Origin of the sequence: Janthinobacterium lividum (assembly GCF_034424625.1) — a bacterium.
GTDB classification, from domain to species: Bacteria; Pseudomonadota; Gammaproteobacteria; order Burkholderiales; family Burkholderiaceae_D; genus Janthinobacterium; species Janthinobacterium lividum.
This window is the reverse complement of the sequence record NZ_CP139976.1, coordinates 5,808,960-5,821,100: the sequence shown is the minus strand read 5'-3', so window position 1 is coordinate 5,821,100 and position 12,141 is coordinate 5,808,960. Positions and strand designations below refer to the sequence as shown.

At 65.8% G+C, this 12,141-nt stretch carries 8 protein-coding genes; all 8 read left to right on the top strand.

Annotated elements, in window-relative coordinates; translation table 11 throughout:
- Positions 1–3 precede the first annotated feature (3 nt).
- The 8 genes from U0004_RS26280 (at position 4) to U0004_RS26245 (ending at position 12,060) form a co-directional block, all read left to right on the top strand.
- Positions 4–1,452, top strand: coding sequence for an efflux transporter outer membrane subunit (locus U0004_RS26280; RefSeq protein WP_070256078.1), 1,449 nt, complete (start codon positions 4–6; stop codon positions 1,450–1,452).
- Positions 1,453–1,470: 18 nt separating this feature from the next.
- On the top strand, positions 1,471–2,544 hold the full coding sequence (locus tag U0004_RS26275; protein WP_070256075.1) for an HlyD family secretion protein: 1,074 nt from the start codon (positions 1,471–1,473) through the stop codon (positions 2,542–2,544).
- 2 nt (positions 2,545–2,546) lie between these two features.
- Complete coding sequence (gene rbbA / locus U0004_RS26270; protein ID WP_070256072.1) at positions 2,547–5,291, top strand: ribosome-associated ATPase/putative transporter RbbA; 2,745 nt, start codon at positions 2,547–2,549, stop codon at positions 5,289–5,291.
- A gap of 1 nt (position 5,292) precedes the next feature.
- On the top strand, positions 5,293–6,417 hold the full coding sequence (locus U0004_RS26265; protein WP_070256069.1) for an ABC transporter permease: 1,125 nt from the start codon (positions 5,293–5,295) through the stop codon (positions 6,415–6,417).
- Between the two features lie 47 nt (positions 6,418–6,464).
- Positions 6,465–8,729 carry a DUF3141 domain-containing protein gene (locus U0004_RS26260; RefSeq protein ID WP_070256066.1) on the top strand — a complete coding sequence of 755 codons (2,265 nt, stop codon included), beginning with the start codon at positions 6,465–6,467 and terminating at the stop codon, positions 8,727–8,729.
- Between the two features lie 9 nt (positions 8,730–8,738).
- Positions 8,739–10,154 (top strand): bifunctional enoyl-CoA hydratase/phosphate acetyltransferase, encoded by a 1,416-nt coding sequence (locus tag U0004_RS26255; RefSeq protein ID WP_070256063.1) that lies wholly within the window; start codon positions 8,739–8,741, stop codon positions 10,152–10,154.
- Positions 10,151–11,368 carry an acetate/propionate family kinase gene (locus U0004_RS26250; protein ID WP_070256060.1) on the top strand — a complete coding sequence of 406 codons (1,218 nt, stop codon included), beginning with the start codon at positions 10,151–10,153 and terminating at the stop codon, positions 11,366–11,368. The genes U0004_RS26255 and U0004_RS26250 overlap by 4 nt, the downstream gene beginning before the upstream one ends.
- Before the next feature lie 215 nt (positions 11,369–11,583).
- A complete protein-coding gene (locus tag U0004_RS26245) occupies positions 11,584–12,060 on the top strand; it encodes a hypothetical protein (RefSeq protein WP_034780321.1) in 477 nt (158 codons plus the stop codon).
- Positions 12,061–12,141: the final 81 nt, after the last annotated feature.

The following is a 12,141-nucleotide window of genomic DNA, read 5'->3' as shown; positions in this document are numbered from 1 at the left end:
AAGATGACCATGGCTGTTTCTACTTTGCCCAACCGCGCCAGGATGGCCGCGCTGGCCACCATGCTGGCCTTGGCCGGCTGCGCCTCGATGGCGCCGCCGTACGCGCCACCGCCGCTGCCGGTGGCGGCGCAATATCCGGAAACCGATCCGGCCGGCGCGCACGCCCCCGACGTCGCCTGGCAAGCCTACTTTGCCGACCCGCGCCTGCAGGCGCTGATTGCGCAGGCGCTGGCCAGCAACCGCGACATCCGCATCGCCGCCCTGCGCGTGGAAGAGGCGCGCGCCGCGTATGGCATCCAGCGCGCCGAACAATTTCCCACCATTGCGCTGGGCGCCTCCGGCAGCCGCGCGCGCGTGCCAGGTGACCTGAGCGTGACGGGCCGCCCCATGACGAGCGCGCAGTACCAGGCGGGCTTGAACGTGAGTGCCTGGGAGCTCGATTTCTGGGGCCGCGTGCGCAGCCTGCAGGACAGCGCGCTGCAAACCCTGCTGGCCAGCGACGAGGCGCGCCGCGCCGTCGGCGTGGCCCTGGTGGCGCAGGTGGCGAATGGCTACCTGGGCTTGCGCGAACTCGATGAACGGGTGGAACTGGCGCGCGCCACGGTCGACAGCCGCGCCGAATCGCTGCGCATCTTCACGCGCCGCTTCGAGGTGGGGGCGATTTCCAAGCTGGACCTGACGCAGGTGGAAACCTTGCTCAGCCAGGCCTTGTCCCTGTCGGCGCAGCTGGAACAGGCGCGCGCCGTGCAGGCGCACGCGCTGGCCCAATTGGTGGGCGGCCCCGTCGACCTGGCGCCGGTGGCTGGCGAGGTGCGCCGCTTCGACGACGCCAGCGTGCTGCAGCCGCTGCATGCGGGCCTGCCCTCGGCTTTGCTCACGCAGCGCCCCGACCTGATCGCGGCCGAACACCAGCTGCGCGCCGCGCAAGCCAATATCGGCGCCGCGCGCGCCGCCTTCTTCCCGACGATTTCGCTGACGGCGGCCTACGGCACGGCCAGCGCGGAATTGAGCGGCTTGTTCGATTCGGGCAGCGGCGCGTGGAATTTTGCGCCGCGCCTGGTGTTGCCGATCTTTGACGCGGGCCGTATCCGCGCCAATATGGACCTGGCCGAAGTGCGCCGCGACGTGGCCGTGGCCAATTATGAAAAGAGCGTGCAGGGCGCCTTCCGCGAAGTGGCCGACGCGCTGTCGAACCGGCGCTGGCTGGCGCTGCAGGTCGACATCGGCAAGACGACTTTGGCCGCGCAGAGCGAACGGGCGCGCCTGGCCAAGCTGCGCTACGACAATGGCGCAGCCCCCTACCTGGAAGTGCTCGATGCACAGCGCGACTTGCTGACGGTCGAGCAGCAGCTGGTGCAGACGCGCCGCGCGCTGCTGTCCAGTCAGGTCAGCCTGTATGCGGCGCTGGGCGGTGGCGCGCCAGCCACTTCCGCCGCCGCTTCCACCCACTAATTTGATCGCCCCGATACCATGACTCCACAACTGAAGAAAAAACTCATCCCCGCGGCGCTGGTCGTGGCCGTTCTCGTGCTGGGCTATGTGGCCTGGCAAAAAATGCGTCCCACGGGCCCTGGCGAAGGCTTTGTCAGCGGCAATGGCCGCATCGAAGCGACGGAAATCGACGTCGCCACCAAACTGGCGGGAAGGGTCAAGGAGATCCTCTTGCGCGAGGGCGACTTCGTCAAGGCGGGCCAGCCGCTGGCCACCATGCAGGTCGATTCGCTGACGGCCCAGCGCGACGAGGCGCGCGCGCGCCAGCAGCAGGCGTCCGACGCCGTGGTCGGCGCGCAGGCGCAAGTGGCCGTGCGCGAGAGCGACAAGGCCGCCGCGCTGGCCATCGTGGCGCAGCGCGAAAGCGAACTCGATGCGGCGAAGCGCCGTCTGGCCCGTTCCGAAACCCTGTCGAAAGAGGGTGCCTCCTCGGTGCAGGAACTCGACGACGACCGCGCCCGCGTGCGCAGCGTGGCCGCCGCCCTGAATGCGGCCAAGGCGCAGGTGACGGCGGCGCAGGCGGCCATCGACGCGGCCCGGGCGCAGGTGGTCGGTTCACGTTCCGCCGTCGTTGCGGCCGAGGCGACCACGGCGCGCATCGATTCCGACCTGGCCGATGGCCAGCTGACGGCGCCGCGCGACGGCCGCGTGCAATACCTGGTGGCGCAGCAGGGCGAAGTGCTGGCGGGCGGCGGCAAGGTGCTCAACCTGGTCGACCTGTCGGACGTCTACATGACCTTCTTCCTGCCCGAGACGGCGGCCGGCAAGGTGGCCATGGGCGGCGAAGTGCGCATCATCCTCGACGCGGCGCCCAATTACGTGATTCCGGCAACGATCTCGTTTGTCGCCGCCAGCGCGCAGTTCACGCCGAAGACGGTGGAAACGGCCAGCGAACGCCAGAAACTGATGTTCCGCGTGAAAGCGCAGATCAGCCGCGAGCTGCTGCAAAAGCACCTGGCGCTGGTGAAAGTGGGCTTGCCCGGCGTGGCCTGGGTGCGCCTCGATGCGAAGCAGGCATGGCCCGCTGAACTGACGGCGAAGGTCCCGCAGTGACCATGGACGTGAACAATTTCGTCGTCAGCATCCGGGGCGTCAGCCAGCATTACGGCAAGACGGTGGCGCTCGACGGCATCGACCTCGATGTGCCGGTCGGCCGCATGGTGGGCCTGATCGGGCCCGATGGCGTGGGCAAATCGAGCCTGCTGTCGCTGGTGGCCGGAGCGCGCGCGGTACAGGAAGGCAGCGTCATGGCGCTGGGCGGCGACATGCGCGATGCGCGCCACCGCGACGACGTCTGCCCGCGTATCGCCTACATGCCGCAAGGCCTGGGCAAGAATCTGTATCCGACCCTGTCGGTCGAGGAAAACCTGCAGTTTTTCGCGCGCCTGTTCGGCCACGACGCGGCCGAACGCCGCCGCCGCATCGACCAGCTGACCCGCAGCACGGGCTTGCAGCCCTTCCTGGCGCGTCCGGCCGGCAAGCTGTCGGGCGGCATGAAGCAGAAGCTGGGCCTGTGCTGTGCGCTGATCCACGATCCCGACCTGCTCATTCTCGATGAGCCCACCACCGGCGTCGATCCGCTGGCGCGGGCCCAGTTCTGGGACTTGATCGCCGGCATCCGCGTGCAGCGCCCGCAAATGAGCGTGATGGTGGCCACCGCCTACATGGACGAGGCGCAGCGCTTCGATTGGCTCGTCGCCATTGACGACGGCAAAGTGCTCGACACGGGCACGCCGGCCGAACTGCTGGCGCGCACGGACAGCAGCAATCTGGAAGCGGCCTTCATCAAACTGCTGCCGGAAGCCAAGCGCGCGGGCCACCAGCCCGTGGTCATCACGCCTCTGGACGCTGCCAGCGCGCAGGACGTGGCCATCGAGGCGCAAGACCTGACCATGCGCTTTGGCGATTTTACGGCTGTCGACCATGTGAATTTCCGCATCGGCCGCGGCGAGATCTTTGGTTTTCTCGGCTCGAACGGCTGCGGCAAGTCGACCACCATGAAGATGCTCACGGGCCTGCTGCCGGCCACCGAAGGCAAGGCCTGGCTGTTCGGCAAGGAGGTCGACTCCAGCGATATCGACACGCGCCGCAGGGTCGGCTACATGTCGCAGGCCTTCTCTCTGTACAGCGAGCTGACGGTGCGCCAGAACCTGGTGCTGCATGCGCGCCTGTTCCACGTGCCCGACGGCGAGATAGGGGCGCGCATCGACGAAATGGCGCAGCGCTTCGACTTGCGCGCGGTGATGGACGACTTGCCCGACAGCCTGCCGCTGGGCATACGCCAGCGCCTGTCGCTGGCCGTGGCCATGGTGCACAAGCCGGAAATGCTGATCCTCGACGAACCGACGTCCGGCGTCGATCCGATTGCGCGCGACAATTTCTGGCGCCTGATGATCGAGCTGGCGCGGCGCGACCGCGTCACCATTTTCATTTCCACCCACTTCATGAACGAGGCCGAGCGCTGCGACCGCATCTCGCTGATGCATGCCGGTAAAGTGCTGGTCAGCGATGCGCCGGCCGAACTGGTGCGCAAGAAGGGCGCGCCGTCGCTGGAAGCGGCTTTCATCGCTTACCTGGAAGAGGCGGGCGGCGGCACGGCGCCGGCGGAGCAGGAAAGCGAGGTGCCCGCGCAGAAGGCTGAAGTGGCCGCACCGCAGCAGGAACACCGGCGCAGCCGTTTCAGCCTGAGCCGCATGCTCAGCTACATGTGGCGCGAGACACTGGAACTGCGACGCGACCCCGTGCGCCTGACCCTGGCGCTGGGCGGCTCCGTGTTGCTGCTGTTCGTCATCGGCTTCGGCATCAGCCTGGATGTCGAAGATCTCAGTTATGCGGTGCTTGACCACGACCAGACCACCTTGAGCCAGAATTACACGAACAACCTGGCCGGTTCGCGCTACTTCGTCGAACGTCCGCCTCTGCGCGACTATGCGGATATCGACAAGCGCATGCGCAGCGGAGAATTGTCGCTGGCCATCGAGATCCCGCCCGGCTTCGCGCGCGACGTGCAGCGCGGCGCACCGGCACAGGTGGGCGCGTGGATCGACGGCGCCATGCCGATGCGCGCCGAAACCGTGCAGGGCTACGTGCAGGGCATGCACCAGTTGTGGCTGGCCGACCAGGCCTTGCACCGCTATGGCATCACCATGAACAACCCCGTCGCCATCCAGACGCGCTACCGCTACAACCCGGACGTGAAAAGCCTGCCGGCCATGGTGCCGGCCGTGATTCCCCTGCTGCTGCTGATGCTGCCGGCCATGCTGGCGGCGCTGTCCGTGGTGCGCGAAAAGGAACTGGGCTCCATCATCAACCTGTACGTGACGCCCGTGACGCGCCTGGAATTCTTGCTCGGCAAGCAGGTGCCGTACGTCGTGCTGGCCATGTTCAACTTTGTCCTCATGGCGCTGCTGGCCGTCACCGCCTTTGGCGTGCCGATCAAGGGCAGCTTGCCGACCCTGATCGGCGCCACCTTCATCTTCAATATCTGCGCCACCGGCATCGGCCTGTTCGCTTCGACGTTTACGCGCAGCCAGATCGCGGCCCTGTTCGTGACCATGATCGGCACCATGATCCCGGCCATCCAGTTTTCCGGCCTGCTCAATCCCGTCTCGTCGATGGAAGGCGTGGGCAAGGCCATCGGCCTGATGTACCCGGCCACGCACATGCTCAATATCAGCAGGGGCGTGTTCAACAAGGCGCTGGGCTTTGGCGATCTGCACGCCTCGTTCTGGCCCCTGATCGTCGCCATTCCCGTGATCCTCGGCGTGACGGTGGCGCTGCTGAAGAAACAGGAGAGCTGATATGCGGCATCTTGAAAATATCTACCGCCTGGGCGTGAAGGAAATCTGGAGCCTGATCCGCGACCCGATGATGCTGATCCTGATCCTCTACACGTTTACGTTGGCGATCTACGTGGCCGCCACGGCCAAGCCGGAAACCCTGCACATGGCGTCGATCGCCATCGTCGACGAGGATGGCTCGCCCCTGTCCGGGCGCATCGCCTCGGCCTTCTTCCCGCCGCAGTTCACGCCGCCAGCCATGATCAACCAGAGCCGGGTCGATGCGGGCCTGGACGCGGGCCAGTACACCTTCGTGCTGACGATACCGCCCAAGCTGCAGGCGGACGTGCTGGGCGGGCGCCAGGCGGAATTGCAGCTGAACGTGGATGCCACGCGCATGAGCCAGGCTTTCAGCGGCAGCGGCTACATCCAGCAGATCGTCGCCGGCGAGGTGTCCGAGTTCGCCAAGCGCTATCGGGGCGCGACCGTCTCGCCCGTGGAGCTGGTGATGCGTGCGCGTTTCAATCCGTCGCTGAGCCAGGCCTGGTTTGGCTCGCTGATGGAGCTCATCAACCAGGTGACGATGCTGTCGATTATTCTCACGGGCGCGGCCCTGATCCGCGAGCGCGAACACGGCACCATCGAGCATTTGCTGGTGATGCCCGTGACGCCGGCCGAGATCATGCTGGGCAAGGTCTGGTCGATGGGCCTGGTGGTGCTGCTGGCTGCCGCCCTGTCGCTGAACCTGGTGGTGCGCGGCATGCTGCACGTGCCCATCGAGGGTTCCATCGCGCTGTTCCTGTGCGGCGCGGCCCTGCACCTGTTTGCCACCACCTCGATGGGCATCTTCCTCGCCACCGTGGCGCGCAGCATGCCGCAGTTCGGCATGCTCCTGATCCTCGTGCTGCTGCCGCTGCAGATGCTGTCGGGCGGCAGCACGCCGCGCGAAAGCATGCCCGAACTGGTGCAGAACATCATGCTGATCGCCCCGACCACGCATTTCGTCGAGTTGAGCCAGGCGATTCTGTACCGGGGTGCCGGCATCGACGTGGTGTGGAAACCGTTCCTGGCCTTGCTGGCCATCGGCACGGCCCTGTTTACCTTCGCGCTGGCGCGCTTTCGCAAGACCATCAGCCAGATGGCGTAGCCCCCGCGCCGGAATGGTCCGGCGTTTTTTGCATGAAAAGGATAGCCATGAAGATCGAAGCTGCACCATTTTTCTCCACCGGCGGTTTGCCGTCGCTGGGCGTGCTGGGCGACTATGCGCGCGACTCGTGGCAGCGCATCGTGCTGTATGCGGACGTGATGCGCCGGCGCGGCAACCAGTACCAGGAGCACATGGCCGAGGAAGTGCCGAACGTGCTGGACTTCCCCGCCGAACTGGTGATGTCGGGCCTGGAACTGGCGCGGCCCGTCAACTACGGCCTGGCGCGCATCTTGACGCCCGATGCGCCGGAACCCGATCCATCGAAGCGGCCATTCGTCGTCGTCGATCCGCGCGCCGGCCACGGTCCCGGCATCGGCGGCTTCAAGGCCGAGAGCGAGATCGGCGTGGCCCTGCGCGCCGGCCACCCGTGCTACTTCATCGGCTTCCTGCCCGATCCCGTGCCGGGACAGACGGTGGAAGACGTGATGCACGCCGAGGCGGCCTTCCTGGAAAAAGTCATCGCCCTGCATCCGCTCAGCGAAGGCAAGCCCGTCGTCATCGGCAATTGCCAGGCGGGCTGGCAAATCCTCATGACGGCGGCGATGCGTCCGGAATTGTTCGGCCCCATCATCGTGGCCGGCGCACCCGTGTCCTACTGGGCCGGCTGGCATGGCCGCAACCCGATGCGCTACGCGGGTGGGCTGATGGGCGGAAGCTGGGCCACGGCGCTGGCGGGCGACCTGGGCAACGGCCGCTTCGACGGCGCCAGCCTGGTGCAGAATTTCGAAAAGCTCAACCCGGCCAATACCCTGTGGAGCAAGCAGTACAACCTGTATGCGAACATCGATACGGAAGCGCCACGCTACCTGGAATTTGAAAAATACTGGGGCGGCCATGTCTTCCTCAACGACGTCGAGATGCAGTACATCGTCGATAATCTGTTCATCGGCAACCGTCTGGCCACGGCGGAATTGATTACCTCCGACGGCGTGCGCCTGGACTTGCGCAATATCCGTTCGCCCATCGTCGTGTTCTGCTCGAACGGCGACAACATCACGCCGCCGCCGCAGGCGCTGGGCTGGATCACGGACCTGTACCGCGACGACAAGGATGTGCTGATGCACGACCAGACCATCGTATATGCCGTGCACGACAGCATCGGCCACCTGGGCATTTTCGTCTCGGCCAAGGTGGGACACAAGGAACACCAGAAATTTGCCAGCAATATCGACCTGATCAACCTGCTGCCGGCCGGCATCTACGAAGCGAGGATCGTCGACAAGACGCCCGATACGCCGAACGCGGACCTGGCCAGCGGCGACTATGTGCTGCAGGTCGAACACCGCGGCATCGACGACGTGCGCGCCATCGTGCAGCCAAGCGTGGAAAACGACCGCAAATTCGCCGCCGCCGCGCGCGTGTCCGAAGTGAACCTGGCCCTGTATCGCACGTTTGCGCAGCCGTGGGTGCGCGCCATGGTCACGCCGCAGACGGCGCGCTTCCTGCAGCTCGCGCATCCGCTGCGCGTGTCGTACGAGCGCTGGACGGACCATAATCCGCTGGCCAGGCTGGTGGCCAAGGAGGCGGAAAAAGTGCGCGCCCACCGCCAGCCGGTATCGCCCGACAACCCGCTGCTGGCCATGCAGGAAGCCATCTCCGGCGCCATCACGGCCGGCTTGAACAGCTGGCGCGACTGGCGCGATACGCTGCAGGAAACCACCTTCGACCTGGTGTACGGCTCGCCGCTGGTGCAGGCGCTGACGGGACAAGCCATCGGCGATACGGCGCCGCCGCGCCCCCATCCCGGCATTTCGCCCGAGCATTGCGAATACGTGCGCTGCGAAACGCGCAAGATGGACGAGGACATGCAGCGGGGCGGCCTGGTGGAAGCGGCCGTGCGCGCGCTGTTCTACATCTACCGCTTCCGCATGATCGCCGACGAGCGCAGGGTCAACCTGGCCCTGAAATTGATCAAGCCGCAATACCGGCAGGATGTCGGCATGGAGGAATTCCGCAGTATCGTGCGCCAGCAGGCGCGCTTGATGCTGCATGATTTCGATGCGGCCATCGCGGCCTTGCCGACCTTGCTCTCTCGCGCCGACCCGGACGACATCGGCGCGCTGGCCGAGTGGCTGCAGCAAGTGCTGCAAGTGCCCGAAGCGCCGACGCCGGACGAGGAGGCGAGCCTGCAGCAGATGCTGGACGTCTTCGACCGGGCGGTCAAGGCGCAAGCGAAGGCGTTGCCGTCGGACGCGGGCGCATCCCCTGCCGGGCCAAAAGCCAAGCCGGCCAAACACATTACCCCTGTATAGAAGACCACGATGACCACTACCCAAGACGATGATTTGAATATCGTGCGTAACCGCACCTTCGACCAGATCGCCATCGGCGACACAGCCAGCATCACGCGCACCCTGAGCATGGACGATATCGCCCTGTTCGCGGTGATGTCGGGCGATGACAACCCGCAGCACCTCGATACCGAATTTGCCGCCGCCACCCGCTACCAGGGCGTGATCGCCCACGGCATGTGGGGCGCGGCCCTCATTTCCGCCGTGCTGGGCACGCGACTGCCCGGTGCCGGCACCGTCTACACGGGCCAGACCCTGCGCTTCCTGCAACCCGTGCGCGTGGGCGATACGCTGGCCATCAGCGTCACCGTCACGGCGCGCGAGCCGCGCAACCGCCACGTGACCCTGGCTTGCCGCTGCGTCAACCAGCACGGCGCCGTGGTGCTCGATGGCGAGGCGCAGGTGATCGCGCCCGCCGAGCAGATCGAAAGGACGCGCGCCACCTTGCCCGAAGTGCGCCTGCATAACGGCGACGGCACGCGGCGCCTGCTGGAACACGCGCGCACCCTGGGTCCGATCAGGGTGGCCGTGATCCACCCCTGCGATGAACTGAGCCTGTCCGGCGCGCTCGACGCCTACGCGGCAGGCCTGATCACGCCCGTGCTGGTGGCGCCGCGCGCGCGCCTGGAGGCGGTGGCGCTGGAGGCGGGCCTGAGCCTGGACGGCATCGCCATCGAAGACGTCGAGCATAGCCATGCCGCCGCCGCGCGCGGCGCCGAACTGGCGGGGAAAGGGGAAGTCGAGGCGCTGATGAAGGGCAGCCTGCACACGGATGAGCTGATGTCGGCCGTGCTGTCGGCCAGCGCCGGCCTGCGCACCAAGCGCCGCATCAGCCACTGCTTCCTGATGCAGACGCCTGCGTATCCGCGTCCCTTCATCATCACGGACGCGGCCATCAATATCGCGCCGAACCTGGCCATGAAGGCCGACATCGTGCGCAACGCCATCGACCTGGCGCACGTGATCGGCGTGGCCTGCCCGCGCGTGGCCATCCTGGCCGCCGTGGAAACGGTGAATGCGGACATGCCGGCCACCCTGGACGCGGCCGCCCTGTGCAAGATGGCCGACCGCGGCCAGATCACGGGGGCGATCCTCGACGGCCCGCTGGCCTTCGACAACGCCGTGTCGATCGCCGCCGCCACCGTCAAGGGCATCGTCTCCGAGGTGGCGGGCCGCGCCGACATCCTGCTGGTGCCCGACCTGGAAAGCGGCAACATGCTGGCCAAGCAGCTCGAATACATGGGCGACGCGGACAGCGCCGGCATCGTGCTGGGCGCGAAAGTCCCCGTCATCCTGACCAGCCGCGCCGATTCGCGCGCCAGCCGCATCGCCTCGTGCGCCATCGCCGTGATGCTGGCCAACCATTACCGGAGCACGCCGCCATGAACGAAGCAGTCCAACATGCCGACGGCACCTTGATACTGGTGCTCAATTGCGGCTCGTCGAGCATCAAGTTCGCCCTGTTCGAGCAAGCGGGCGGCGTGCTGCCGCAGCAGGCGCAATGGAGCGGCAAGGTCGAAGGCATCGGCCGCGAAAACGCCACGTACCGCGCCGGCGGCCTGCCGGCAATCGCCTTGCAGCTCGATGCAGAGCAGCCGCATCACGCGGCCCTCGAATACATCCGCGCGCAAGTGGTGGCGCAGCTGGCCGGGCGTCCTCTGCGCGCCGTGGCGCACCGCGTGGTGCATGGCGGCAGCAAGTATTTCACTCCCGTGCGCATCGATTTCAAAGTGCTGGCCGACCTGAAAAGTTTTGTGCCGCTGGCGCCCCTGCACCAGCCGTTCGCGCTGGAGGCGATCGAGGTGCTGCTCGAATCGCGGCCCGATATCGCCCAGGTGGCGTGCTTCGACACGGCCTTCCACCACACGGTGCCGCAGGTCGAGCAGATGCTGGCACTGCCGTACGATGCGTGGGAACGGGGCTTGCGCCGCTATGGCTTCCACGGCCTGTCGTATGAATACCAGTCGCTGGTGCTGGAGCAGCGTTTTGGCGCTGCCGCGCGCGGCAAGGTCATCGTGGCACACCTGGGCAGCGGCGCCAGCCTGTGCGCCATGGATAATTTGCACAGCGTGGCCACCACCATGGGCTTTTCCGCCTTGGACGGCTTGATGATGGGCACGCGCTGCGGTTCGCTTGATCCGGGCGCCGTCATCTACCTGATGGAGATCGAAAAGCTGTCGCTGGAAAAAGTGGCGCATGTGCTGTACCACGAGTCGGGCTTGCTGGGCGTGTCCGGCGTGTCGGCCGACCCGCCGGTCTTGCTGGCGCAGCAGGGCCGGCAGGATGCCACGGGCGAGCGTATCCGCGCCGCGCTGGCCTTGTATATCCGCCGTATCGTGCGCGAGATCGGCGCCCTGACGGCCGTGCTGGGCGGACTGGACATGCTGGTGTTTACGGCAGGTATCGGCGAACACAGCGCCGAGCTGCGCCAGCGCATCTGTGCCGAGCTGGGCTTTATTGGCCCCGTGCTCGATGCGGATGCCAATGCGCGCAACGCCAGCCGTATTTCCACCGATGCCAGCCGCATCGTGGTGGGCGTGGAGCCGGCCAACGAGGAGTGGGTGGCGGCGCGCCACGCGGCGCTGGCAGTGCGCGCATGAGGTCCTGAAGCGTACAGCCGCGCTCCATGGGAAATTTGCCGAATTGCACATATTTTCCGTTGAGTGCGCTAACGCACTGTGTGGTTTGCCAGTTATCTTTACTATGAAGTCATGCCATTGCGCTACATCAAGAAACAGCGCGATGCCTGGCAAATTTTGAACATTTTGCCCGCCTTTAGTAAGAATAAAATTAAACCATATTGAAAGGTCTCATCATGAACAAATTACTCGCCGCCCTGATCGCTACCCTGTTTGCCACCGCTGCCATCGCGCAAACGTCGCCAGTCACCCCAGCCGTTGCCAGCGCCCAGGCGTCTGCGCAGCATGACATCAACAAGGCTGCCAACAAGGAAGCCAAAGTCGATGCCAAGGCTGACGCCAATGTCGCCAAGGCTGAAATGAAGGCTGACGAAAAGAAAGCCGACGCCCAGCACAAGGCGAATAAAACCAAGGCCAAGGCCCACGACAAAGTGGCCGATGCCGATCCGGAAGACAAGATGAAGGCGCAAGCCAAGGCTGACAAGGCTGCCGCCAAGGCCGATGCGAAAGCAGGCAAAACCTCCGTGAAAGCGGATGCCAAGGTCGCCAAGGAAAAAGTGGAAGCGAACGCCGATAAAGCCATCGCCGCCACCAAGACGGAAGAAGCCAAGGCCAAGGCCGACGCTGAAGTCAAGGCCGCCGCCGCCAAGTAATTCCCTGTTTGCGGGCCACGGCCTGCAAGCCCAAAAGACAGCTTCGGCTGTCTTTTTTTCGTCTGTCACTTTTCTTTTGCA

Excerpts from the sequence above, each read along its gene's own strand:
- U0004_RS26275 (WP_070256075.1), top strand. The coding sequence starts at position 1,471 with ATGACTCCACAACTGAAGAAAAAACTCATCCCCGCGGCGCTGGTCGTG.
- U0004_RS26280 (WP_070256078.1), top strand. The coding sequence starts at position 4 with ATGACCATGGCTGTTTCTACTTTGCCCAACCGCGCCAGGATGGCCGCG.
- U0004_RS26250 (WP_070256060.1), top strand. The coding sequence starts at position 10,151 with ATGAACGAAGCAGTCCAACATGCCGACGGCACCTTGATACTGGTGCTC.
- U0004_RS26245 (WP_034780321.1), top strand. The coding sequence starts at position 11,584 with ATGAACAAATTACTCGCCGCCCTGATCGCTACCCTGTTTGCCACCGCT.
- U0004_RS26265 (WP_070256069.1), top strand. The coding sequence starts at position 5,293 with ATGCGGCATCTTGAAAATATCTACCGCCTGGGCGTGAAGGAAATCTGG.
- U0004_RS26255 (WP_070256063.1), top strand. The coding sequence starts at position 8,739 with ATGACCACTACCCAAGACGATGATTTGAATATCGTGCGTAACCGCACC.
- U0004_RS26260 (WP_070256066.1), top strand. The coding sequence starts at position 6,465 with ATGAAGATCGAAGCTGCACCATTTTTCTCCACCGGCGGTTTGCCGTCG.
- rbbA (WP_070256072.1), top strand. The coding sequence starts at position 2,547 with ATGGACGTGAACAATTTCGTCGTCAGCATCCGGGGCGTCAGCCAGCAT.